Raw genomic sequence first — 24,786 nt, forward strand, 5'->3', positions numbered from 1 at the left:
GCCATGAACCGTTTGCTCGTCTGCGCCTCCAGCCTGCCTGTCCTGGCTTTGCTCGCCGCCTGTGGTCCCGAGACGGCGCCCCCGCCCGACGCACCGCCGCCTCCCCCGGCCGTGGAGCAGGTTCAGGAGCCGGCGCCAGACAGCCCGGCTGAGGCCGATCGCGCCGAAGCTGAGCGCTGGCTGGCTGGCGTGGATGTGGGCGCCTATCTCGACTGCGCGCGCGAGCAGGGCGTCACCCTGCTCAGCGCCCACCGCACCGGACCGCGTGCAGGCTTTGCGGAGAACGATCACGAAACGGCCCTGCAATCGGCCGCCGACGGGGCGGTGTTTGTGGAGTTCGATATCGGCCTCACCGCGGATGACCGCCTCGTGCTGATGCATGACCGCACGATTGACCGCACCACGACGGGCGAGGGCCTTGTGGAAGAGATGAGCCTTGACGAGATCGCCGCCTTCCGCCTCGTGGATAATGACGGGCAGGCGCTCGAAGGCCGTGCGGACGCGTTCCATGAATTCATGGCCGAGATTGACGGACGGGCCATCGCCCAGCTCGACCTGAAGGGCTCGCTCACCCATGAGCGACTGATGCAGGACGTGCGTGAGCTGGATGCCCTCGACCGCGTTCTGGTGATCACATACCGCCTCGATCAGGCCATCGCGCTCCATGAGATGGCGCCGGAGGTGATGATCTCGGCGGGCATCAGCTCGCTGGAGGATCTGGCGACGCTGGAAGAGGCCGGCGTGGATCTCACCCGCATTGTCGCCTGGCTGGGGCTGGGCGATGGCGACGCCGCGCTGGATGCGGCGCTGGCTGACAGGGGCGTGGAGACCAGTTTCGGCAATTTCCGCGCCGAGCGAGAAGGCGCCGCTGATCACGAGCGCTGGGCGCAGACCGGTGTGGAGGTGATCTCGGTGGACAATGTCCCCGCCGCCGCCGCGTCGCTGGACGCGCGGGCCCGGTCCCGGGCGCTGCTGGAGGCCTGTCCCGCCGCCCGGGGTGGACTCTGACGCCGCGCACGCCACTTAACACCATCATGATGTTCAACAGGAGGGCCGATCCATGACCCGACACGATCTATTGCGCACCACGCTGGGCGCGCTGGCGTCCGCCGGCCTCGTCACCACCGCCGCCTGCGGCGATGCGAGCCAGACACCGGCCGGCGCGGCGGCCGGTTCAGCGGCGTCCGCCACCGGCGCCGGGACAGTCTCAGGCGATGATCACGCGCAGGCCGACTGGCGCGTTTCGCTGGCGCCCCTGCCGTATGGCTTTGATGCGCTGGCCGCTGTGATCGATGCCGAAACCATGGAAATCCACCATGGCCGCCACCATCAGGCCTATGTGAACGGGCTCAACGCCGCCCTCGAAGCGCGGCCTGACCTGCAGGGCGTGGCGCTGGAGGATATTCTGGCGCAGGTCTCCGGCCTGCCGGCCGCGTTCCGCAATCATGGCGGCGGGCACTGGAACCATGATTTCTTCTGGAATTCCATGACCGCGCCGGGAACCGGCGGCGCGCCGTCCGAAGCGCTGGCGGGGGCCATTGATGAGGCGTTTGGTTCGCTGGACGCCATGAAGGACGCCTTCAACAGCGCCGGGGGCGGCCAGTTCGGGTCGGGCTGGGCCTGGCTGATCGTCAATGGCGAGGGCGCGCTGGAAATCACCGCCACCCCCAATCAGGACAATCCGCTGATGGACGTGGCGTCGGTTCAAGGCACGCCGATCCTGGGCAATGATGTGTGGGAGCACGCTTATTATGTCCAGTACCGCAACCGGCGCGGCGATTATCTCGCCGCCTGGTGGGATGTGGTGGACTGGTCTGTCGCCAGCGAGCGCTATGCGGCCGCGGTTCAGGACTAGCGTGAACTCTGCGGCGCGGCGGCCAGGGCGAGGCGGGCGAGCAGATCGCCCACAATCGCCTCGGCCGGCGCGCCGGTGCGCTTGACCGCGCGCTCGGTCTCGAAGGCCCGCTGGCGCGCCTGATCCAGCCGCCGTCCGCGCCAGGCGCGCAGGCCCTGCCTGAACGCATCGGCGGGCGGGCCAAAGCGCGGCGCGCCCGCGCGCATCATGGCTTGCGGGTCACCGCCTGCGGCGTGCACTTGATCGAACTGATCAAGGCGGCGTTGCAGCGCGCGCAATACGCCCACGGCCGAAGTCCCGCCACTAATGGCGCGCGCATAGGCGAGATCCGCCCGCGCGGCATCCCCGCTCAGAACTGCGTCAAGAATCTGGTCCATGGCCGCGTCCGATCCGGCGGCGGAGATGGCGGCGATGTCGGCGCGCGTCACGGCGCTGTCTGATTCGCTGCGCTGGGCTTTCAGCCCTTTGTAAAGAATAAGCTTTTCAATCTCACCGCGGGCCAGCGCCCGGTCGCCCTCAAGGAAGGGCGCCAGCACGGCGCGCGCATCGGGCTCCAGCTTCAGACCCTCTTCGGCGAGCATGGAATCGGCCAGCTGCAACAGATCGCGCGCCTCGTCGGCATAGCAGGCGATGGCGTAGCTGGTGCGCCCGTCCTCGGCGGCCTTGCGCAGTTTGGATCCCTTCTTGAGATCCCCCGCCTCGATGACCAGGCGCGCTTCCGCCGGCGCCGCGCCCGATTCCAGATCGGCGAGCAATCCGGCCACAGCCGCCATATCGCCGGACAGGCGCACACGCACCAGCCGGTCGCCGCCGGTCAGCGACAGGGCGGCCATGGCGTCTGCCAGCGCTGCGGGATCGGCTTTTATGTCCTCTTCGGTCAGGCGCGTGACGCAGAACGGATCATCCAGATCCGGGACCAGCGCGCCCGCCAGCTTTGTGGCGCGTTCGCGCACAAGGCCGCTATCGGGTCCGTAGATCAGGAAGACTTTCCCGTCAGCGCCGGGCTTCGCGATCAGGCGGTCGGCGTCGCGGGCCTGAACCTTCATGGGCCCGGCCTCTAGGACGGGTCCGGGGCGCGACCGCGCCTTTGCAGCTCGGCGGCGAGCGTCTGGGCCAGACGCTCGGCCAGCAGCCGGGCGGCGCGGCTTTCGGCGTCGCTGCGCGCGGCGATCAGCGCCGCCGGGTCGGCGGGCGCGTCAAACTGCACGGTTTCGCTGATCCTTCCGGACACCGGTTCGACGCCCTCGCGTTGCAGCGAATAGCGGGTCAGGGCGGTCAGGCTGTAGCGCCGGGCGACGCCGCTGGCCGAAATGCCGATGGGTGATTCGCGAAGGCGCGTGCTCAGCACCAGGCGGTAGGGGCTGTCCCCGTCGCCCAGATGCCGGCGCAGGGCGGCGTCGACCAGATAGTCGATCCGGTCTTCGCCCGATTCAATGGCAAGCCCCGGCAGAGCCGTGTAACCCGGTCCGGCATAAAGCGGCTGGAAGCCGCATCCGCCCGCCGTCAGCAGGGCCAGCCCGGCGGCAAGGGCGGCGCTCAGACGCAGGGATCGGGACATGGGCGCGGCCTCCGCGGAGAAATCTCTAGTCCTGAATGCGCTGGATCCGCAGCTGGCGGGCGCGGGTCAGAATGGCGTTCTCCACCTGCAGGCGGGTCGCCGGGTCCACCTCCGCGTCGCGCCATTCGCCCTCGCCCTCGCGCACCTGCTTGAACAGCTGCACGCTCAGAGCGTCGGCCCGCAAGCGCGTATCGAGAATGTAGACGGTGGCGCGGAAGCGCTCGTACGGCGCCTCTGGGATGGCATACCAGTCGGTGATGATCACCCCGCCGAACGGGTCGGCTTCGCTGACCGGCATGAAGTGCAGCACTTCCAGGCTGGCGCGCCAGAGCAGGCTGTTCACGCCGATATCACTCTCGCTGCCATCGGTAGGGGCGGCCGGACCGCGATTGAACAGGCCGCCCAGAAAGCCCTGCTCGCCGGCGGAGGCCGACTCGGCGGGGCGCTCGCGGGTGCCGCAGGCGGTGACGGTAAGGGCGCAAGCCAGCGCGGCGGCGGTAAGGACAGGCAGGCGGAACAAGGTCATGCGGTGGCGTCTCCGGACAGGGCGCGGGCGGAAATACTCAAGTCTGATACTGCAGGGTTATACCATGCTGGACGGGGCTGGCCAGCGCCGCGCGCGGGGACTGCATGCGGTCAGGAACCGTGTCCTGGGCGCCACATATCACGGGCGTGCTCGCCTGCAACCCCGCCGTCAGGCTTGACCGGCGCCCGCCTCGCTCTGCACAACTTGCGGCGCACGTCCGGGGGGACGGGGCTGAGCGGCGCGGGCCGCGCGCACAGGGCCGTCTTGGCCCACCCGGCGCGGTCCGTGTACGTTCCTTACAAAAGCGGGTTCTGCGCACCCAAGCAGGCTCCTTACCGCCGCCCCCAGCCGACCGGACCTTTTCATGACCCGATCCGCCCGTCTCGCCGCCGCCTGCAGCGCGGCTGCCCTCACTGTGCTGGCCGCGCCCGGCCAGAGCGCTGCAGACCTGCCCGGCGGGCTGCAGGCGGAAGCCGAAGCCGATCTGGACCTGGTGCTGGCGCCGGATTCAAGCGCCCTGCGAACCGGACCCTATGGCGTGCTGGCGCTGCGCTGGAGCGCAGACGCCGTACAGCCCTCGGGCCTGCGATGGGGCCTCGATCTGGCCGGTGAAGCGGTGGCGGGCGACGGCCGCCGCGGTCTGGCCCGCCCCCTCGATGATTGTCCGGCCTGTCCACGCGCGCCTGATGGCCGCGCTCTGGCCGGGCTCGTCACCGGTTTGTCCGGTCCAACGGGCGGCGCGCCCGCGAGCGGGCAGGCGGGCCTGTCCCAGGCGTCGCTCTGGATGCAGACCGGATTTGTGCGCCTGCGCGCCGGGATCGCCGAGGGCGCCGCAGGGCAGGAGCGCTCGGATCTGCCCGGCGCCGCGCGCACGCTGCGCGCCGATGGCGGGCTGATCGACCCCACGGGGCTGGCGCTGGTGGATACCGGGCTGAGCCTCGCCGGGCCCGCGCCCGGCGTCTCGATCCAGACCCGCCGCCTGATCGGCCTGCGCGCCACAGCCTCCTACACGCCTGATGCTGGCTGGCGTAGCGTGGGCCGCGCCCGCGCCGCCGGGCCGGACCTTGTGCGAGGCGATGTGCGCGATGTCTGGGCGCTGGCGGCGTCCTTCGACCGGCGCAGCCCGCAAAGCGGCGTGCGCTGGCGCGCCTATGCCGGGGCGGAAACCGGGCGCGCGGCCGGACCGGACGCGGCGTCGCTGCGCGATCCGTGGACGGTTTCGGCCCGCCTGGCGCGAACCCGGGGCGATGTATCCGTGGGGCTGGCCTGGCTCAAGACCAATGACGGGCTGCCGGGCGCGGACTATGAGGCGCTGAGCGCGTCGGCCTCGCTCGAGCGCGGCGACTGGCTGTTCAGCGCCGAAGCCGGAACTGCGCGCGCCGGTCTGGCGCGCCGTGACGGGCGGACATTCCAGCTGTCGGCGTCGCGCCTCGTCGGCGCGAACGCGGTGATCGGCCTGGCGGCCAGCATCGCCGAGGAGACCGGCGCGGGCATGCAAGACCGGCGCCGGGCGAGGCTTGCCCTGGAGACAGGGTTGCGTTTTTGACACGGTCGGCCCGGACTCGGCGCGCGTTGCAGCGGGTTATGCTTACATCGTGAATGCCGATACGATATAGATCATTGTTCAAGGCGCTGTGCGCCAAGCAATCAAGGGCTGGAGCCCGGTCCGTCATGTCCATGGCACGACCCGTTCTGTTGTCTGCCTGCGCCGCCGCCCTGCTCTGGGCGGCGCCGTCGGCCTATGCTCTTGATGATCAGGGCGGGGTGCGGCTGTCCCTGTCCGGGCTGGCGTCGCCGAACAGCGTGCGCCTCGCGCCGGAGCTGTCGCGGCCGTCCGCCAGCGCGACCAGTCTTCAGCGCCTGATAGACGCCGCCGCCCCGGCCACCGGCGCGGACCTTGATTCTGACGTGTTCGAGGCGCTGCGCGCCGCCGCCGCGGCGGCTGAAGACGACCGCGAGGCGCGTGAACGCCAGTCCGACCTGACGCCGGCCAGCGGACTTGCCGATACCGGCTCGGCCTCCGCCCTGCCGTGGTATCAGCGCTTCACCCTCGCCCCGGCGGAAACCCGCTCGGTCTGGGGCAATCAGTCGGTGCAGGAGTTTCAGATCCAGGCCGGCGCGCGCTGGGGCGTGACGCTGGGCTATACGGACAGCGAACGGCGCGAACAGACCTTCGGGCTGGACGATTTCTCCGCCGGCGCCTTCTTCAGCCTGTCCGACCGGGTGCGCCTCGGCGGCCAGCTGCGCTTCACCTCCCCCGAAGACGAGATTTTCGGTGAAGAGGGCGAAGAGCGCCGTCCGGAAATCCGCTTTGAGTCGGCGTTCCGGTTTTAGGTTTCAGTCTTTGAAACACTGACAGGCGCGCGCGCTGTGAGGCGTGCGGGCGGGCGTTTTTGCGCCTGTTCACTTGATCGCGCGCGCCTGTAGCGAAGACGCCAAAGCATTGCGGGCGCAGTGTGATCTGCGCCCGCATGGCCGTTCATCTGTGGCGCTCTGGCGAGCCCCTAGCTATCCAGGAAGCTGCGCAGTTTGCGCGAGCGGCTCGGGTGTTTGAGCTTGCGCAGGGCTTTCGCTTCGATCTGGCGGATGCGTTCGCGGGTCACGCTGAATTGCTGGCCCACTTCTTCCAGCGTGTGGTCGGTGTTCATGCCGATGCCAAAGCGCATGCGCAGCACGCGTTCTTCACGCGGGGTCAGGCTCGCCAGCACCAGCGTGGTGGTCTCGCGCAGGTTGGAGTGGATCGCCGCATCGATGGGCAGGACCGCGTTCTTGTCCTCGATGAAATCGCCCAGATGGCTGTCTTCCTCGTCGCCGATGGGGGTTTCGAGGCTGATCGGCTCCTTGGCGATCTTCATCACCTTGCGCACTTTTTCCAGCGGCATGGAGAGCTTTTCGGCCAGCTCCTCCGGGGTCGGCTCGCGGCCGATCTCATGGAGCATCTGGCGGCTGGTGCGCACGATCTTGTTGATGGTCTCGATCATGTGCACCGGAATGCGGATGGTGCGCGCCTGGTCGGCGATGGACCGCGTGATGGCCTGCCGGATCCACCAGGTCGCGTAGGTGGAGAATTTATAGCCGCGCCGGTATTCGAATTTATCCACCGCTTTCATGAGGCCGATATTGCCTTCCTGGATCAGATCCAGGAATTGCAGGCCGCGATTGGTGTATTTCTTGGCAATCGAGATCACCAGGCGCAGATTGGCCTCGACCATCTCCTTCTTGGCGATGCGCGCCTCGCGCGCGCCCTTCTGGACGGTGGCGACGATGCGGCGGAAATCATCCACCGGCACGCCTGATTCCTGCGCCAGCGAGGAAATTTCATCGCGGATCGCGCCGGCTTCGCTGGCCTCGCGCTGAATGAAGCGCGTCCAGGCCGCCGAGCGGCCATTGGCGTCGTCGAGCCAAGCCGGATCCAGCTCATGGCCCTGATAGACCGCCAGGAAGTCGCCGCGCGGCACGCCATGGGCTTCGGCCATGCGCAACAGCTTGCCTTCCAGACCCACAAGACGCTTGTTGATGGCGTCGAGCTGTTCGACCAGCGCCTCGATACGCGCATTGTTCAGATGCAGCGAGTTGAGATTGGCCACGATGCGCTCGAACACGCCGTCATAGGTCTCGCGATCCTTGGCCGACAAATCCTTGCCGGCGACGCGCAAGGCGACGAGCTTGTCCTGCAGGCGGCGGAAGGCGTCGAAATCCACGGCGATGGCGTCCAGCGTGACCATCACGCCATCGCGCAGCTCGGCCTCCATGGCCGCCAGCGACATGTTGGCGCCGTCATCCTCATCGTCATCGTCGTCAGTGCTTTCGCGGCCGGTCTTCTCGCCGTCGCCGTCGTCTTCACTGTCGCTGTCGCCATCGGTTTTCTTGGCGTCAGCGGTCCCGGCCTCGCCGGCCGGCTTGGCCGCGGCGTCATCACCTTCGCTGTCGCTGTCGTCATCGCTGTCAGCCGTTTCGGCGGCGGCGGCGACGCCGCGAATGCCGCCCAGCGTGGCGTCCAGATCGATAATGTCGCGCAGCAGCACCTGACCCGACTGCAGCTCGTCGCGCCACACCATGATGGCTTCAAAGGTCAGCGGGCTTTCGCAAAGCCCGCGGATCATCGCATTGCGGCCGGCCTCGATGCGCTTGGCGATGGCGATCTCGCCCTCGCGCGACAAGAGCTCCACCGTGCCCATTTCGCGCAGATACATGCGCACCGGGTCATCGGTGCGGTCCTGGGCCGAGGTGGTGTTCTGGCCGGCGACTTCGGATTTGGCTTTCTTGGCGACGGCGCGCGGGCGCGCCTCGTCGTCGTCCTCTTCGCCCTCTTCAGCCGCGGGCTCGTCGGATTCCACGTCGTCTTCGGAATCCACCACCGTGATGCCCATTTCCGACAGCTGGGCGAGAATGTCCTCGATCTGCTCGGAGCTGTACTCCTCGCTGGGCAGGACCTTGTTCAGCTCGTCATGGGTGACATAGCCGCGTTTCTTCGCGGCCTTGATCATCGCCTTGACGGTGGAATCGGTCAGGTCCAGCAGCGGCCCGTCCTGGGTCTCGGCGGGGGCGTCAGGCGTCTCGGCAGCGGCTTTCGTCATGCGGGGGTCGGGCTCCCAATGGGCGGCTTTGTGAGCGCGGCGTGAAGCGCGCTAACGCGTTTTGCCCCGCCGCAGGGCGGCGAGGCAGGATTTGAAGGCGTCAGGGTCGCCGCTGTTGAAGGCGTCCTCGATGCGGGCGCGATCCTCGGCTTTGCGGTCTACGAATGCGACTTGCTCCATATAGGAAGCCGAAAGCCTGCGCCAAGCCTCAAGACGGTCATCGGCGCCGGCGTCCTCTCCCCCAAGGCCGGCCCGGGCGGCGGCCCGGTCCGCGGACAGGCGCGCCAGAGCGCCTGAAAACCCGCGCGCCGCCAGCCTGGCGCCCAATCCCTCTTCCGGCTCGAAAGCCGGATCGAGGCAGGCGTCTAGAACTGCATCGCGCAGGCTGTCAAGCGGCCCGAAGGGCAATTCGGCCAAAGTCTCGGCCTCGGCCGCGGCGATTGAGGGATATTCAATGGCCCCGGCCAGCAATTGGCGCGCCATGGGGGCGGCGCGATCGGACTCAGGGGTGCGCGCCGATTTCACCACATCCACGCCCGGCGCCGGCGGCGGCTCGAAGCGTCCCGTGCGCCGGTCGGCCCGGCCCGTCTGCCTTGGCGCGCGGGCGAACAGCGTATTGAGGCGCGCATCGAACTCGGCGCGGTATTCGGCGCGCATATCGGGATCGGCAATGCGCGCGCTCAGCTCGCGCAGGCGCTTGCGGAAGGCGGCGCGGCGGTCAGGATCATCCAGCGGGCCGGTGCTCACCTCGCGCTCCCACAGCACATCGATCAGCGGGCGCGGCTGGGACACCGCCTCGCGCAGGGCGCGGGCCCCCTTGTCGCGCAAGAGATCGTCCGGGTCGGCGCCGTCGGGCAGGAAGACAAAACGCAGCGTCTTGCCTGGCGCGATCAGCGGCAGGGCGCGCTCGGCCGCCAGCGCCGCGGCGCGTTGACCGGCGCCATCGCCATCGAGGCAGATCACCGGCTCGCCGCCCGCGCGCCAGAGCAGCGCCATCTGGTTTTCCGTCAGCGCCGTGCCCAGCGGCGCCACGGCATGGCCCATCCCGGCGCGGGCGAACGCGATCACGTCCATATAGCCTTCCGCCACGATCAGGCCGGACGCGCCGGATTTGGGGTCGCTGGCGGCGGCGCGCGCTTCGGGATAGCGGTAGAGGGTCGAGCCCTTGTGAAACAGGGCGGTCTCGGGCGAGTTGAGGTATTTGGCGCGCTGGTCCTTGGACAAAGCCCGCGCCCCGAACGCCACCATGCGCCCGCGCGGATCACGAATCGCAAATGTGATCCGCCCGCGAAACCGGTCATACGGCTCGCCGCCATCTTCGGGCTCGATCACCAGCCCGGCTTCGGCCAGATCGCGCACGCTGGCGCCCTTCTGCATCAGGGCCTGGGTCATGCCCCGGCGGGAGTCGGGCGCAAAGCCGATCTCGAACCTTGCAAAATCTGCGGCCTTCAGCCCACGGCCTTCCAGATAGGCGCGCGCCGTTGAGCCTGCGGGGGAGGCGAGCTGGCGGGCGAACCAGTCATGGGCGGCCTCGTTCCAGTCCAGCGTGCGCTGGCGGCGCGCCTCGCGCTCGGGATCGGCGGGCTCGGACCTGGGCACGTCCAGCCCGGCTTCCTGGGCCAGCGCATCCACCGCCTCCATGAAGCTCAGGCCCTGGGTTTTCTGCAGCCAGGTGAAAATGTCGCCATGCTCCTGGCTGGCGAAGCAATGATAGAAGCCCTTGTCGTCATTGACGAAAAACGACGCCGTGCGTTCTTTCTTGAACGGGGACAGACCGGCGAACTCACGCCCCTGACGCTTGAGCGCCACCGTCCGCCCGATCAGCTCGGACGGGCGGATGCGCGCCTTGATCTCGTCAATGAAACCGTCGGGTATCGCCATGCTCTATGCTGCTGCTCCCGCCTGAGTGCGGACCATAGCGCGCTCGGGGCGCGAACGCACCCGCCGTCCGCGTCAGGCGGGTTTCTGCAACAGGTCGCGCACTTCCTTGCCGGCGCGCGAGAAGTCCATGCGCCCGGTATAGCGGTCCTTCAGCGCGCCCATGCAGCGGCCCATATCCTTCAGCCCCGCCGCGCCCAGATCGTCGACCACCTCCCGGGCGGCCTTGGCGATGGCGCGGTCATCCATGGGCTCGGGCAGATAGGTGCGCACGATCTCGGCCTCGCGCTGCTCGCGCTCGGCCAGATCCAGCCGGCCAGCGGTCTCGTAGACCGCGGCGCTCTCTTCGCGCTGCTTGACCAGTTTTTGCAGGATGGCGAGGATTTCGTCCTCGCCGCATCCCTTGCAACGGTCTTCGGCGCGCGCAGCGATATCGCGGTCCTTGATGGCGGCCTGAATCAGGCGCAGCGTGGACAGGCGCACCGCATCGCGTGCGCGCATGGCGTCCGTCAGATCTGAAGTAACCCGCTCTCTGAGCGACATGGTTTCACCCGGGGTGTGAGGACCGCCTGCACATGCAAGCCAAGTCCTTGAAATATAAAGTATTCGTGCGCGCGCCGGATTCTTGACCCGCGACCGCCGCGCGCGTAGGGTCCGCGCGTTTGACCGCAGGGTCCCTTCCCGTCCGGGAAGCTGGCGCGCGGCGTGGAGGCGGTGAGTTATGGCATCAGCGGTCGAGAATCAAGACCGGCCCTCGTCCGGGCCTGTGAACGCAGCCCCTTCGGGCGCCAGCGCCGCCCTCGTTCTGGCTGACGGAACGGTGTTCTACGGCCACGGAGCCGGCGCGTCCGGCGTTGTGGTGGGCGAGCTGTGCTTCAACACCGCCATGACCGGGCATCAGGAAATTCTCGCCGACCCGTCCTATGCCGGACAGATCGTCTGCTTCACCTTTCCCCATGTGGGCAATGTGGGCGCTAACGCCGAAGACGAGGAATCGGCCAGCGCGCCGGGCCGCAAGGCCGCCGTGGGCATGGTCGCGCGCGCGCCCATCACCGCGCCGGCCAGCTGGCGCGCCGAGCAGGGTTTTGATGAATGGCTGGCCTCGCGCGCCATCGCCGCCATCACTGGGGTGGACACCCGCGCCATCACGCGCCGCATTCGCGAGACCGGCATGCCCATGGCCGCGCTTCAGCATGCGCGCGACAGCAAGTTCGACATTGACGCCCTGAAAGCCCTCGCCGCCGGCGCGCCGTCCATGGAGGGCCGGGAGCTCGCCCGCGCCGTCGCCAATACTGAAAACGCCGACTGGAATGAGGGCGGCTGGGACTGGCCTGCGGGCTTTGCCGCCGGACCGGAAGACGGCCCGCTGGTCGTGGTGCTCGATTACGGGGTGAAGGCCAATATATTGCGCCGCCTGGTCAGTGCGGGCGCCCGGGTGCGCATCGCGCCGGGCTCGGCGTCTGCGGCCGATGTGCTGGCGATGAAGCCGGCGGGTGTCGTCGTCTCTAACGGGCCGGGCGATCCGGCGGCGACCGGCCAATATGCTCTGGATACGCTGCGCGGCGTGATCGATGCGGGCGTGCCGGTGCTGGGCATTTGCCTCGGTCACCAGATGCTGGCGCTGGCGGTGGGCGCGCGCACGCTGAAAATGGTTCAGGGCCATCACGGCGCGAACCATCCGGTGAAAAATCTCGAAACCGGCCAGGTGGAGATCGTGTCCATGAACCATGGCTTCGCCGTGGACCGCGACACCCTGCCCGCCGACGCCATCGAGACCCATGTCTCCCTGTTCGACGGCTCCAATTGCGGCTTCCGCCTGGCGTCAAAACCGGTAATGGCCGTGCAGCACCACCCCGAAGCCAGCCCCGGCCCGCAGGACAGCTTTGCGGTGTTTGACCAGTTTGTCGGCTCGCTGGGCTAATAGTCTTGCGCCTGCCGGGCCCTGACGACATTCGGCTTGGCGCGATGCGGCCGTCCGGTCTAGCCTTGGGCGCGGACAGGGGCCGGCGCGCGGCCGGGAGAGACATGATGACCGATCACCAGATGTCACGCCGCGCCGGAACCGGGGCGTCCTGGTGACCGCCCAGGCGGGCCCGCCGCTGACGCTGGAGGAGCGGCTCAAGCGCGCCCTCGTGCCCCCGCGTCTGGAGCTCCGACGCATCGTTGCGCGCGAGCGGCGCAAGGGCGAGTACGGCCTGCGGCTCTTGCCTGAACTCGTCGATCCGGACCGCCTCGCCATAGACATCGGCGCCAATCGCGGCATCTGGGCCCATGAGATGGCCTTGCTCTGCCCGGCGGTGTGGGCGTTCGAGCCGAACCCGAAGCTCTATGATTTCCTGCACCGCGCCGCGGGTCCGCGCGTGACCTGCCACGCCATCGCCCTGTCGGACGCTGAAGGGCAGGCCGAGCTGATGATCCCCGGCTCGGGCAAGCGCTATTCCAACCAGGGCGCCTCCCTGAACCCGGACAAGATCGCCGGCGCGGCGCATATGCGCGTGACAGTGCCCACAGCCCCGCTGGACGCCCTCGACCCGCCACCCGTGGGGTTCATGAAGATCGATGTGGAAGGCCATGAGCGGGCCGTTCTGGAGGGCGCGCGCTGCGTGATCGCCCGCGACCGGCCGGTGATGATCATCGAGATCGAGGAGCGCCATACCGGAACCGATCTCGACTCGGCCCTCGATTTTGTCGAGTCGCTTGGCTACATCACGCAGGCGATCCGCGACCGGTCAGTGATTGACCGTGCATCGCTGGACGTCGCCCGCGACCATCGCGGACGGGCGGGAGAGGCAGGCTATGTCAATAATTTCATCTTCCGGCCGGCGCCCTGATCGCCTGCGCCTGACCCGGCGAGGTCTGATGGCCTCATCCCTGGCGCTGGCGGGCGCCGCGGCCTGCGGCAAGAGCGGCGATCCGTCGGACCTGCTGCGCGTGGCCATCGATTCCGAAGCTGACAGCCTCGATCCCCTCAAAGGCCAGTTCGCCTCTGCCGCGCTACTCTACAAGCAGTTGCACGCGCCCCTGACCGAGTACTCGCCCTCGGGCGGCCTCGCGCCGGGCCTGGCAGCGTCCTGGCGCAGCGAGGATGCGCGCAGCTGGACCTTCCGCCTCACGCCGGGCCTCACCTGGTCCGATGGCGCGCCGATCACGTCGGACGATGTGGTCTGGACCGCGCAGCGCGCGGTGGACCCGCGCACGGGGTTTGCCGATCTGGGCGATTTCTTTGCGGTGCGCGGCGCGCGCGAGGCGCTGCTGGGCCAGATCGCGCCGGAGGACATTGGCGTCAGCGCGCCTGATGAGCATACGGTGGTCTTCGAGCTGGACCGCCCGGTCAGCCTGTTCCCGGTGCTGATGCGCGAGTTCTATCCCCTGCCCCGACACGCCGTGGAGGCGCGGCCCGATGACTGGACCCGCCCCACCCATTGGGTCAGCGCCGGGCCGTACCTGCTGGCCGATCAGGGCGCCATGAGCTACCGGCTGGAAAAGAACCCGCGCTTCGCCGGCGCGGAAGGCGTGCGCATCAATAGCATTCGTGTTGACGTGATTGATGACGGGTCGGCGCGGGCGCGCCGTTTCCGCGCGGGCGATTATGATCTGGTGGACCGTCCGCCGGGCGATCAGCTGGGCCTGCTGCGCGAGCGCGTCGGTGACCGGCTGCGCAGCTTTCCCGCCCCGATCCTCACCTATATCAAGGTCAATTGCGCCAGCGCGCGCCTGCGCGATGTCCGCGTGCGCCAGGCGCTGAGCCTGGCCATCGACCGGGCCTATCTCAACACGCATTTTTTCCACGGCCTGTCCGTGCCCGCAGACCGCATCATTCCGGATGCCGAGGCCGCAGCCGCCGGACCGCAGCTGGACGCCGCGCGCGCGCGTCTGGGTGATGCGGGGTATGGCCCGGGCAATCCGCTGCGCCTGACCTTGCGCGCGAGCGCCGGGGATCGCGACCGGGTGGCGCTGGCGATCATTGATGACTGGCGCCGGGCCGGGGTGCAGGCCGAGCTGCTGGCGACCTATCCGCTGGACCTCTACGCGGCGGTGGATGGCGGCGATTATGATCTGGCGCTGGCGCGCTTTGACCGCGGGCTGAAATCGGATCCCGACTTCATGCTCCAGCCCTTCGCCCGCGAGGGCTTCGCCGATAACACCAACTGGGATGGCGGGCGCCGTCCCGCCTTTGACGCGCTCATGCGCGAAGCGCGCGGCGAGCTGGACCGCGCCCGCCGGGCGCAGCTGCACCGCGAGGCCGAGGCGGAGTTGCTCGCTGATATGCCCAATATCCCCCTCCTGCACGAACGGGCCTGGTGGCTGGTCTCGCCGCGCGTACGCGCCCGCGACGACATCCCGCCCCATCTGTGGCGCGATTTGCGGTTGGGGTAGGGCGATGGGGGCGGGGGCGCTGGCCCCGCCCCGTCACAGCGGCGTGAGCCATTGTCACGCCCGGCTCTCCGAGAGCTGATTTCCAAGTGAGCAGCGCGTGGGCGAGTTTGTGCCCGCGGCGCGGGGAGAGGCCCTGCGCCATCGCTATTGATCAGGAGACTGTCATGTTCGCCAGAGCCGAAACCCTTTTCGACCGCGCGGCCGCGCCCGCCCTGCCCGCCGCCCACTGGGTGCTGCGCGCCGGATTCGCCGCCGTATTCCTGCACAAGGGGCTGAGCAAGCTGTTTGCCATGGGCCTCGAGCCGTTCGCCATGATGATGATCACGCCGAACTTCGGCGTGGAGGGCGTCCCCGCGCTCGTACTGGCGGGCCTTGTTGCGTTTGCCGAGCTCTTCGCAGGCGCTGCGATCCTGGCCGGCGGGCTCATCAGCGGCGCAGCCGGCGCGCTGGCCACGCGGCTGGCCGGTCTGGCCGCCCTGCCGGTTCTGCTGGGCGCGATTGCGACCCTTCACTGGGGTCAGTGGGCCTTCATGGCGACCGAAACCCACCCCATGGGCGGCATGGAATATCAGGTCTTCCTGGCCGCCATCGCCCTCTGGCTGGCCCTCGCCGGGGCGCGGCTGAAGACGGGCTGAGCCCCGCCCTGTAAACCGGTACTCGCCAAGCGCGGCGGCAGGCGTTAGACACGGGTTTCAGCGATTGAACCCGCGCCGCTAACCCCTCCCGGACCTTTCCGGGGGCCGGGGCTTGCGCGCGTCTGACAGACAAAGGCCCCGCCCCCATGCCCAGACGCACTGACATCCAGTCCATCCTGATCATCGGCGCCGGTCCCATCGTGATCGGCCAGGCCTGCGAGTTCGACTATTCGGGCGTGCAGGCGGTCAAGGCGCTGAAAGAAGAGGGCTACCGGGTGATTCTGGTGAACTCCAACCCGGCCACGATCATGACTGACCCGGGACTGGCGGACGCCACCTATATCGAACCGATTACGCCTGAAATGGTCGCCAAGGTGATCGAGAAGGAGCGCCCGGACGCGCTGCTTCCCACCATGGGCGGGCAGACGGCGCTCAATTGCGCGCTGGAGCTGGACCGGCGCGGCGTGCTGGAGCTGTTCGGGGTGGAGATGATCGGTGCGCGCGCCGACGTCATCGACAAGGCGGAAAACCGCGAGCGCTTCCGCAACGCCATGGATTCCATCGGGCTGGAAAGCCCCAAATCACGCACCGCCCACACCCTGGCCGAAGCGGAAATCGTGCTGGAGGAGCTGGGCCTGCCGGCGGTGATCCGCCCCTCCTTCACCATGGGCGGCACGGGGGGCGGCATCGCTTATAATATCGAGGAATTCCGCGAGATCGTCGCCTCGGGCCTGTATAATTCCCCGGTCACCGAAGTGCTGATCGAAGAAAGCGTGGTCGGCTGGAAGGAATACGAGATGGAGGTGGTCCGCGACCGTGCGGACAATTGCATCATCGTGTGCTCCATCGAGAATATCGATCCCATGGGCGTCCATACGGGCGATTCCATCACCGTGGCGCCCGCGCTCACCCTCACAGACAAGGAATACCAGCGCATGCGCTCGGCCTCGATCGCGGTCTTGCGCGAGATCGGGGTGGAGACCGGCGGCTCCAACGTGCAGTTCGCGGTCAATCCCGCCGACGGCCGCATGGTGGTCATCGAGATGAACCCGCGCGTGTCGCGCTCCTCGGCGCTGGCGTCCAAAGCCACCGGCTTTCCCATCGCCCGCGTCGCCGCCAAGCTGGCGGTGGGCTATACGCTGGACGAGATCGACAATGACATCACCGGCGGCGCGACGCCTGCGAGTTTTGAGCCGACCATCGATTATGTCGTCACCAAAATCCCGCGTTTCGCCTTTGAGAAATATCCCGGCGCCAAGGCCAATCTGACCACCTCCATGAAATCGGTGGGCGAAGCCATGGCCATTGGCCGCTGCTTCCAGGAAAGCGTCCAGAAGGCGCTGCGCAGCCTGGAGACCGGCCTGTCAGGCTTTGACGAGATCGAGATCCCCGGTCTGGACATCGCCGAGGACGATTCCGCGCGCCGCCAGGCGGTGCTGGCCGCCCTGTCGCTGCCCACCCCGGACCGCTTGCGCGTCATCGCCCAGGCCTTCCGCGAGGGGCTGAGCGTGGACGCCATTTACGCCGCCTGCGCCTATGAGCCCTGGTTCCTGCGCCAGATCGAGGAGATCGTGGCCGCGGAAGAGGATGTGCGCATGCTCGGCCTGCCCGGCGACGCGGACGGCATGCGCCGCCTCAAGGCCATGGGTTTCGCCGATGCGCGACTGGCCACGATTACCGGCGCGAGCGAGGCCGACGTGACAGCGGCGCGCCGCGCGCTGGGCGTGCGCCCGGTCTACAAGCGGGTGGACACCTGCGCGGCAGAGTTCGCGGCGGTGACACCGTACATGTACTCCACCTACGAGACGGGCGGGGCCTGCGAGAGCGAGCCCACAGGCCGCAAGAAGGCGATCATCCTGGGCGGCGGGCCGAACCGGATCGGCCAGGGCATCGAGTTTGACTATTGCTGCTGCCACGCGGCGTTTGCCTTCGCCGACATGGACATTGAGTCCATCATGGTGAACTGCAATCCCGAGACCGTCTCCACCGACTATGACACCGCCGACCGGCTGTATTTCGAGCCGCTGACCGCCGAAGATGTGATCGAGCTCATCGAGACCGAGCGCGCCAAGGGCGAGCTGCTGGGGGTGGTGGTGCAGTATGGCGGCCAGACGCCGCTGAAACTCTCCGCAGACCTTGAAGCCGCCGGCATTCCGATCCTGGGCACCAGCCCGGACGCCATCGATCTGGCCGAGGACCGTGAGCGCTTCAAGGCGCTGCTGGACGAGCTGGGCCTGAAGCAGCCGCCCAACGTCATCGCCCGCTCGGTGGAAGAGGCGACCGTCGCGGCGCGCACGCTGGGCTTCCCGCTGGTGCTGCGCCCCTCCCACGTGCTGGGCGGGCGCGGCATGGAGATCGTGCGAGAGCAGGAAAGCTTCGAGCGCTATATCCGCGAGGCGGTGCATGTGTCGGGCAAATCGCCCCTCCTGCTGGACCGCTACCTCTCCGACGCGTCGGAAGTGGATGTGGATGCGGTGTGTGACGGCGAGAGCGTCTGGGTCGCCGGGATCATGGAGCATATCGAGGAGGCCGGGGTGCATTCGGGCGATAGCGCTTGCGTCTTGCCGCCCTATTCACTCTCGGCCGGGACCGTCGCCGAGCTGCGCCGCGAGACCGAGGCGCTGGCCCGCGCCATCAAGGTGAAGGGCCTGATGAATGTGCAGTTCGCGGTCAAGGACGGCGAGATTTTCCTCCTGGAGGTCAACCCGCGCGCCAGCCGCACCGTGCCCTTCGTGGCCAAGGCCATCGGCGCCCCCGTGGCGCGCATCGCCGCCCAGGTCATGGCCGGGCGCATGCTGAGCAGCTTCGAACTGCCCAAGGGCGATCCGGCCCATGTGTCGGTGAAAGAGGCCGTGATGCCGTTTGCGCGCTTCCCCGGCGTCGATCCGGTGCTGGGCCCGGAAATGCGCTCCACCGGCGAGGTGATGGGCATTGATGCGCGCTTCGAGGCCGCCTTCGCCAAGGCCCAGCTGGGCGCAGGCGTGAACCTGCCGCGCACGGGCGCGGTGTTCATATCACTCAAGGACTCCGACAAGGCGGCCATGATCGAACCGTGCCGCACCCTCACCGGGCTCGGCTTTGAAGTGCTGGCCACCGGCGGCACCGCGCAGGTGCTGGAAGAGGCCGGGGTGGCGGTGCGCCGGGTCAACAAGGTGTTTGAGGGCCGCCCTCACATTGTGGACGCCATCAAGAATGGCGAGGTCCAGCTGGTGTTCAACACAACCGAGGGCCAGCGCTCCCTGATCGACAGCTATTCCATCCGCCGCACAGCGCTGGACATGCGCGTGCCGTGCTACACCACCGCCTCGGCGGCGCGCGCCGCGATCAAGTCAATTGCGGTGATTGATGCCGGCCAGCTTGAACCGCGCTCGCTCCAATCCTATTCTAGTAAATCGCACTGAGCCTGCCCTTAGCCGGGCAGGCTTTGATTTACAGGCGTTCAAGACGCGAAACGGGACATCCATGCAGAAGATCCCCATGACCGCCGAGGGCCACCGCGCCCTCGACGATGAACTCAGGCACCTCAAGTCCGTGGAGCGCCCGGCGGTGATCCAGGCGATCTCCGAAGCGCGTGAGCACGGCGATTTGTCAGAGAACGCCGAATACCATGCCGCCAAGGAGCGCCAGGGCTGGATCGAGGGCCGTCTGCAGGAGCTTGAGGACAAGCTGGCGCGCGCCCAGGTCATCGACACCACCAAGCTGTCCGGCGAGACGGTGAAGTTCGGCGCCACGGTCACCGTGGTGGACGAGGACACCGACGCCGAGGCGACCTACAAGATCGTCGGCGATGACGAGGCGGACGTGAAATCGGGCAAGATCTCCATCTCCTCGCCCATCGCGCGCGCCCTGATCAACAAGGAAACCGGCGACGTGGTGGAAGTCACCGCGCCCGGCGGCGTGAAAACGTACGAGATCCTGAAAGTGCAGTGGGTCTGATCCTCTCGACCGCGCCGGTCCATGGTGAACGCGCAGCCGGCGGCGCCCCCGCCGGCTGCTTGCGTTTTCTGCGTGCCCCGGCAAGTCTGCGCCCATGAGCAACGCACGCATTTGCTGGGCTGTGTCGGATGGCCGGGCCGGGATGGCCAATCAGGTGCTGGGCCTGGCGCAGGCGTTGGCGCGCTTGACGCCGCTGGCGATCACGCCGGTCACTCTGGCGCGCACCGGGCCGCTGGCGGTGGAGGATGGCCCGGCGCCGGATATCTGGATCGGGTGCGGGCGCGCCGCCGTGCGCGCGGCGCCGGCGGTCCGGGCGGCGCACCCGGACGCCCTGATGGTCTATATCCAGGATCCGCGCGCCCATTACGGCGTGTTCGATCTGATCCTGCCGCCGCATCATGACCGGCTCGCTGGCCCGAACGTGCTGCCCCTCATCGGCTCGCCCAACCGGGTGACGCCGGAGCTTCTGGAGGCCGAGCGGATCGCCTTCGCGGACCGGCTGGCCCAGATCCGCGCCCCCCGTGCGGCGGTGCTGATCGGCGGGGAGTCCAAGCATCACCGGTTTTCTGAAGGCGCCTGCGCGTATCTGCTCGACCGGATCGAGGCGCTGCGCGCCCGCCGCATCGGCCTTCTGATCACCCTGTCGCGGCGCACGCCGGACGCATTCGCGGCCCTGATCCGGGAGCGCTATGGCCAGCAGCCTGATATCTGGCTGCACCAGGGCGACGGGCCAAACCCGTATTTCGCCTTTCTGGCGGGTGCGGACTGGATTTTCGTCACGGAAGACTCCACCAACATGCTCACCGAGGCGGCCGCCACGGGAACGCCGGTCTACCGGCTGGGCGTGGACGGGCGCCCGGGCAAGTTCCGCCGGCTCTACGCCGCGCTGGAAGGCCATGGCGCGGTGCGTCCTTTCCTGGGCGCGCTGGAGCGCTGGACCTATGTCCCGCTTCACGAAACCGAGAGAGCAGCGCAGCGCGTGCTTGAAATGCTGGACGCGCGCTGCGACATGAGAGCCGCCTGACTCTGCACGAGGGTCTCCGGGCGAGACTCATCAGGGCGAATCCGGCCAGATTAACTGCAGCAACGACCTCGAAATCAGACTGAAGGATGCCGGCCCATGAGCCAGACCCGTCACGCCAAGCTTGTCATCATCGGATCGGGCGCGGCTGGCTATACCGCCGCCATCTATGCCGCGCGCGCCATGCTGGAGCCGCTCTTGATCACCGGCATGCAGCCGGGCGGCCAGCTGACCATCACCACTGATGTAGAGAATTATCCCGGCTTCGCCGACGTCATCCAGGGCCCCTGGCTGATGGACCAGATGCGCGCCCAGGCCGAGCATGTGGGCACCCAGTTTGCGCAGGATCTGATCATGGAGGCCGATCTGTCGGCCCGCCCGTTCCGTCTGGTGGGTGATTCCGGCACGGTCTACACCGCCGACGCGGTGATCATCGCCACCGGCGCCAGCGCCAAATGGCTGGGCCTGCCCAGTGAAGAAGCGTTTCAGGGCTTTGGCGTGTCGGCCTGCGCCACCTGCGACGGGTTTTTCTACCGGGGCAAGCAGGTCGTGGTGGTCGGCGGCGGCAATACCGCCGTGGAAGAGGCGCTGTTCCTGACCAATTTTGCCTCCAAGGTCACGCTGGTGCACCGGCGCGATTCCTTGCGCGCGGAAAAGATCATGCAGGACCGGCTGTTCAACCATCCCAAGATCGAGGTGATCTGGGACAGCGAGCTGGATGAAATCCTCGGGACCGCCGAGCCGGTGCGCGGGGTGACGGCCGTTCGCCTCAAGCACGCCAAGACCGGCGCGACGCAGGACATCCCCGCCGACGGCGTGTTCATCGCCATCGGTCACGCGCCCGCCACCGGGCTGTTCGCCGGCCAGCTGGAGACCAAATCGGGCGGCTATCTGGTGACCGCGCCGGATTCCACCGCCACCTCAATCCCCGGCGTGTTCGCGGCAGGCGATGTCACCGATGACAAATACCGCCAGGCGGTGACGGCGGCGGGGATGGGCTGTATGGCGGCGCTGGAAGCCGAGCGTTTCCTGGCCGCACTGGCCCATGACGCGGCGGCGGACGCGGCCTGATAGACAGCGCGGGTTACATGTAATTCATGCGCGCGTAACGTCGCCATGCGATAGGCATGCCTATAAGCCGCCCACACGATCCTCTCACCGTCAGGACAACCGCCATGTCAGTTTCAATCAAAACCTGCCGCCGCCTGGCTGGCGCCCTCATGGCGGGCTGCGCGCTCGCCACGGCTCCGGCCGCCTTCGCTCAGCCTTCGGGCGAATTTGCGCGCTTCGCCGTCTCTGACGAGGCCAGCCGCACCGTGATTGACTACACGGTGTGGACCGAGCTGCTCAACGGGATTGTGTTCGATGTCGGCCACTCCAACCGGCGCCCGGCCACGGGCCGCGTCCAGGTGACCGGCTCGCTCCTGTCGCCGGAGACGACCAGCCGCTACCGCTACGAAACCAACCGGGTGGTCTATCACCTGATGGAGGATGACCACCGCGCGCTGATCTCGGCCTACCGCGCCGAGCTGGAGGCCCTGCCCTCCCAGGTCGCCCTGTCCTCGCTGAGCCCCAACGAGCAGCTGGCTTACTGGCTGAACCTGCACAATGTGGTGGTGATTGACGAGATCGCCCGGCGCTATCCGGTCACCCGGCTGAACAATCAGCGCATTAATGGCCAGCCCTTCCACGAGGCGAAAATCATCACGGTCGAGGGCGTCAGCCTGAGCCTGAACGATATCCGCCTGCGCATCGTGGGCGAGCGCTGGAGCGACCCGCTGGTGATGTACGGCTTCTTCTCGGGCGCCATTGGCGGTCCGACCGTGCGCAACGAGGCGTTCTCGGGCGAACGCGTCTGGACCCAGCTGCGTCTGAACGGCCGCGAGTTCGTCAATGGCCTGCGCGGCATCGACACCAATCGGCGCAACACCATGATTTCGCCGCTCTATGCCGAGCATCGTAATCTGTTTCCCAACTGGCCGATGGATCTCTACGGCCACCTGGCCGGTCTTGCCGATTCGGCGTCAGACGATCTTGAGCCGTTCGACGGCGAACCGGCCTATGTGAACTATGACTGGTCCATCGCGGACCTGACCAATGGGCGCATCGGCTGCACCAGCGGCGCGGACGCCAGCCCGGTGACCATCAGCGCGGGCGACACCTCCACCTCAAACGCCATCGACTGCCGCGTCCTCCCCGCACAGGCCCGCACGCTCGTTGACGTTGTGGTCACCCGCCGCCTGGAGTTCATCCGCCAGGGCCGTCTGGGCCAGGTCACGGTGCGTGACATCCCGACCAACCCCGATGCCAGGGACGAGGATGAGGACGGCGATTCGCGCTAGGCCTCGAAACGCCGCCAGCCCTTGGCGCTGGGGGCGGGGCGGGTTAGTCAGATGACCATGACCCGATCCGCCCCCGCGTCCGCGTCCGGCCTTGCCGCACCGGACGACCGACCTGCCGCCATTGACCTGAACGGCGTGCGCTTCGCCTACGGGCGGCGCGCCCCGGCCGTCATCGATATTGAGCGGTTTACCGTCGGCGCCGGCGAGCGCGTGTTTCTCAAAGGCGCCAGCGGATCGGGCAAATCCACCCTGCTGGGCCTGATCGCCGGGATACTCGATGCCCGCGAGGGCTCAGTGCATATGCTGGGCGAGGATTTGTCCGCCATGAGCGCGGCGCGCCGCGACCGCTTCCGCGCCGACCGGCTGGGCGTCATTTTCCAGATGTTCAACCTCCTGCCCTGGCTGCCCGCCGGGGCGAATATCACCTTGCCCGGCCGCTTCTCTGATCAGCGCCGCCCGGACGGGGCGGCCGCGCTGGAGGCGGAGGGCCGCCGCCTGCTCGCCCGGCTGGGCCTTGACCCGGACATTATATGGAACCGCCCCGCACGCGCCTTGTCGGTGGGTCAGCAGCAGCGTGTCGCCGCCGCGCGCGCCCTGATCGGCCGGCCCGGCCTGATCCTCGCCGACGAGCCCACCAGCGCGCTGGACGCGGACAGCCGCGACGCCTTCATCACGCTTCTGATGGAGGAATGCGCGGCGTCTGGCGCGGCTTTGGTGTTTGTCAGTCATGACGGATCGCTGGCGGGCCATTTTGACCGCGCCGAGGACCTCGCCTCTCTTAATCGCGCGCAGCTCGCCGAGGCGGCGTCATGAGCGCGGCGCCTATCGTCTCGCTGGCCTGGCGCTCAATCCTCAGCCGGGGGCTGACAGCGGCGCTCACCGTCGCCATCGTGGCGGTGTCGGTGATGCTGTATCTGGGCGTCGAGAAAGCGCGTCAGGGCGCGCGCGCCAGTTTCGAGAACACCATCTCGGGCGTGGACCTGATCGTCGGGGCGCGCTCCAGCCCGGTCAATCTCCTGCTCTATTCGGTGTTCCATATCGGCGACGCCACGAACAACATCACCTGGGACAGCTATCAACAGGTTGCCGGCGCGCCGGGCGTGGCCTGGACCGTGCCGATCAGCCTGGGCGATTCCCATCGCGGTTTCCGGGTCGTGGGCACGAGGGCTGAGTTCTTCGAGCGCTACCAGTATGCCGGACGCCGGCCTCTGACCTTTGCCGACGGCGCGCCTTTTGACGGCTTGTTTGAGGCGGTGGCCGGCGCCACCGTCGCGCGCCAGCTGGGCTATCAGACCGGCGACGAGATCGTGGTCGCCCATGGCTCCGGCGCGGTCAGCTTCATCGAGCATGATCTAAACCCCTTCACCCTGACCGGCGTTCTGGCGCCTACCGGCACGCCCGTGGACCGGTCGGTCTTCGTGTCGCTTGAAGCCATTGAGGCGATCCATCTCGACGGCGCCACAGGCCGCGGCTCTGCGCGCACGCCCGGCGAGCTGGCGGCCATGGACCTGCGGCCTGACCAGATCACGGCCTTCCTGGTGGGCCTCGACAGTCCCGTGGGGGCGCTGCGCCTGCAAAGGGCGGTGAACACCTATCCACGCGAGCCGCTTCAGGCGATCATGCCTGGCGTGGCGCTCGCCCAGCTCTGGCAGGTGGTGGGCGCAGCCGAAACCACCCTGGCTGCTGTGGCCGCCTTCGTGGTGCTGACCGGGCTTATCTCCATCCTGATCTCCATCCTGACCAGCCTCAATGAGCGCCGGCGCGAGATGGCCATTCTGCGTGCGCTGGGCGCTCGGCCGCGCCATATCTTCGTGCTTCTGGTGGCCGAAGCCATGCTGCTGGCGCTGGCGGGCGCGGTGATCGGCGCCGGCCTCACCCATGGCGCGCTCTATCTCGGATCGCCGCTGCTCGAAGCGCGCTTCGGGATCGTGCTGATCGGGACCGGGCCCGGTTTGCAGGACCTGATCGTCATCGCCGCCGTCACCGGCGCGGCGGGGCTTCTGGGCATGGTCCCGGCCTGGCGGGCCTATCGCCAGTCGCTGGCCGACGGCATGACAATCCGGGTGTAGGGGGCGGGCAAC

At 68.1% G+C, this 24,786-nt stretch carries 21 protein-coding genes; 15 read left to right on the forward strand and 6 right to left on the reverse strand.

The features are described from left to right. Positions 1–3 precede the first annotated feature (3 nt). The gene (locus L2D01_00785) at positions 4–1,008 is read left to right on the forward strand and encodes a glycerophosphodiester phosphodiesterase family protein (protein ID WBQ10321.1); all 1,005 of its coding nucleotides are present in this window, start codon (positions 4–6) and stop codon (positions 1,006–1,008) included. Between the two features lie 238 nt (positions 1,009–1,246). Beyond that, a complete protein-coding gene (locus L2D01_00790; GenBank protein ID WBQ11659.1) occupies positions 1,247–1,855 on the forward strand; it encodes a superoxide dismutase in 609 nt (202 codons plus the stop codon). On the opposite strand, the gene holA is transcribed toward L2D01_00790, so the two are convergent. From holA to L2D01_00805, 3 genes are read right to left on the reverse strand one after another with little or no spacing between them, the layout of a single operon-like run. Further along, positions 1,852–2,901, reverse strand: a complete 1,050-nt coding sequence (gene holA, locus L2D01_00795; GenBank protein ID WBQ10322.1) for a DNA polymerase III subunit delta — start codon at positions 2,899–2,901, stop codon at positions 1,852–1,854. The genes L2D01_00790 and holA overlap by 4 nt on opposite strands. Positions 2,902–2,912: 11 nt before the next feature. After that, positions 2,913–3,413 (reverse strand): LPS assembly lipoprotein LptE, encoded by a 501-nt coding sequence (lptE, locus tag L2D01_00800; protein ID WBQ10323.1) that lies wholly within the window; start codon positions 3,411–3,413, stop codon positions 2,913–2,915. A 25-nt stretch (positions 3,414–3,438) separates the two neighbouring features. Continuing rightward, complete coding sequence (locus L2D01_00805; GenBank protein ID WBQ10324.1) at positions 3,439–3,939, reverse strand: DUF3576 domain-containing protein; 501 nt, start codon at positions 3,937–3,939, stop codon at positions 3,439–3,441. Between the two features lie 364 nt (positions 3,940–4,303). Between L2D01_00805 and L2D01_00810 the strand changes: the two genes are divergently transcribed. Both L2D01_00810 and L2D01_00815 read left to right on the forward strand, forming a co-directional pair. Continuing rightward, positions 4,304–5,485 carry a hypothetical protein gene (locus tag L2D01_00810; protein WBQ10325.1) on the forward strand — a complete coding sequence of 394 codons (1,182 nt, stop codon included), beginning with the start codon at positions 4,304–4,306 and terminating at the stop codon, positions 5,483–5,485. Between the two features lie 125 nt (positions 5,486–5,610). Continuing rightward, entirely contained in the window at positions 5,611–6,273 is a 663-nt protein-coding gene (locus L2D01_00815) for a hypothetical protein (GenBank protein ID WBQ10326.1), read from the forward strand. 170 nt (positions 6,274–6,443) lie between these two features. Here the strand turns inward: L2D01_00815 and rpoD are convergent, their stop codons facing one another. The 3 genes from rpoD to L2D01_00830 form a co-directional block, all read right to left on the reverse strand. Further along, a complete protein-coding gene (gene rpoD, locus L2D01_00820) occupies positions 6,444–8,516 on the reverse strand; it encodes an RNA polymerase sigma factor RpoD (GenBank protein WBQ10327.1) in 2,073 nt (690 codons plus the stop codon). Positions 8,517–8,567: 51 nt separating this feature from the next. Then, entirely contained in the window at positions 8,568–10,397 is a 1,830-nt protein-coding gene (gene dnaG, locus L2D01_00825; GenBank protein WBQ10328.1) for a DNA primase, read from the reverse strand. 72 nt (positions 10,398–10,469) lie between these two features. Further along, positions 10,470–10,895 (reverse strand): GatB/YqeY domain-containing protein, encoded by a 426-nt coding sequence (locus tag L2D01_00830; GenBank protein WBQ10329.1) that lies wholly within the window; start codon positions 10,893–10,895, stop codon positions 10,470–10,472. A 220-nt stretch (positions 10,896–11,115) separates the two neighbouring features. Here L2D01_00830 and carA point away from each other — a divergent pair, with 220 nt between their 5' ends. The 11 genes from carA (at position 11,116) to L2D01_00885 (ending at position 24,774) form a co-directional block, all read left to right on the forward strand. Beyond that, complete coding sequence (carA, locus tag L2D01_00835) at positions 11,116–12,315, forward strand: glutamine-hydrolyzing carbamoyl-phosphate synthase small subunit (protein ID WBQ10330.1); 1,200 nt, start codon at positions 11,116–11,118, stop codon at positions 12,313–12,315. A gap of 154 nt (positions 12,316–12,469) precedes the next feature. After that, positions 12,470–13,225: an FkbM family methyltransferase gene (locus tag L2D01_00840; protein ID WBQ10331.1), complete on the forward strand. Its 756-nt coding sequence runs from the start codon at positions 12,470–12,472 to the stop codon at positions 13,223–13,225. A 28-nt stretch (positions 13,226–13,253) separates the two neighbouring features. Beyond that, positions 13,254–14,771 carry a peptide ABC transporter substrate-binding protein gene (locus L2D01_00845; GenBank protein ID WBQ10332.1) on the forward strand — a complete coding sequence of 506 codons (1,518 nt, stop codon included), beginning with the start codon at positions 13,254–13,256 and terminating at the stop codon, positions 14,769–14,771. Positions 14,772–14,935: 164 nt separating this feature from the next. Next, on the forward strand, positions 14,936–15,406 hold the full coding sequence (locus tag L2D01_00850) for a DoxX family membrane protein (protein WBQ10333.1): 471 nt from the start codon (positions 14,936–14,938) through the stop codon (positions 15,404–15,406). A 146-nt stretch (positions 15,407–15,552) separates the two neighbouring features. Further along, positions 15,553–18,807 (forward strand): carbamoyl-phosphate synthase large subunit, encoded by a 3,255-nt coding sequence (gene carB / locus L2D01_00855; protein ID WBQ10334.1) that lies wholly within the window; start codon positions 15,553–15,555, stop codon positions 18,805–18,807. A 61-nt stretch (positions 18,808–18,868) separates the two neighbouring features. Then, the gene (greA, locus tag L2D01_00860) at positions 18,869–19,342 is read left to right on the forward strand and encodes a transcription elongation factor GreA (protein ID WBQ10335.1); all 474 of its coding nucleotides are present in this window, start codon (positions 18,869–18,871) and stop codon (positions 19,340–19,342) included. 94 nt (positions 19,343–19,436) lie between these two features. Beyond that, positions 19,437–20,366: a mitochondrial fission ELM1 family protein gene (locus L2D01_00865; GenBank protein WBQ10336.1), complete on the forward strand. Its 930-nt coding sequence runs from the start codon at positions 19,437–19,439 to the stop codon at positions 20,364–20,366. A 96-nt stretch (positions 20,367–20,462) separates the two neighbouring features. Continuing rightward, the gene (gene trxB, locus L2D01_00870; GenBank protein WBQ10337.1) at positions 20,463–21,434 is read left to right on the forward strand and encodes a thioredoxin-disulfide reductase; all 972 of its coding nucleotides are present in this window, start codon (positions 20,463–20,465) and stop codon (positions 21,432–21,434) included. A gap of 104 nt (positions 21,435–21,538) precedes the next feature. Continuing rightward, entirely contained in the window at positions 21,539–22,705 is a 1,167-nt protein-coding gene (locus L2D01_00875) for a DUF547 domain-containing protein (GenBank protein WBQ10338.1), read from the forward strand. Between the two features lie 57 nt (positions 22,706–22,762). Beyond that, positions 22,763–23,518, forward strand: a complete 756-nt coding sequence (locus tag L2D01_00880; GenBank protein ID WBQ10339.1) for an ATP-binding cassette domain-containing protein — start codon at positions 22,763–22,765, stop codon at positions 23,516–23,518. Then, entirely contained in the window at positions 23,515–24,774 is a 1,260-nt protein-coding gene (locus L2D01_00885; GenBank protein WBQ10340.1) for an ABC transporter permease, read from the forward strand. The genes L2D01_00880 and L2D01_00885 overlap by 4 nt, the downstream gene beginning before the upstream one ends. Positions 24,775–24,786 lie beyond the last annotated feature (12 nt).

The organism is Hyphomonadaceae bacterium ML37 (genome assembly GCA_027627685.1).
Taxonomy (GTDB): domain Bacteria; phylum Pseudomonadota; class Alphaproteobacteria; order Caulobacterales; family Maricaulaceae; genus Oceanicaulis.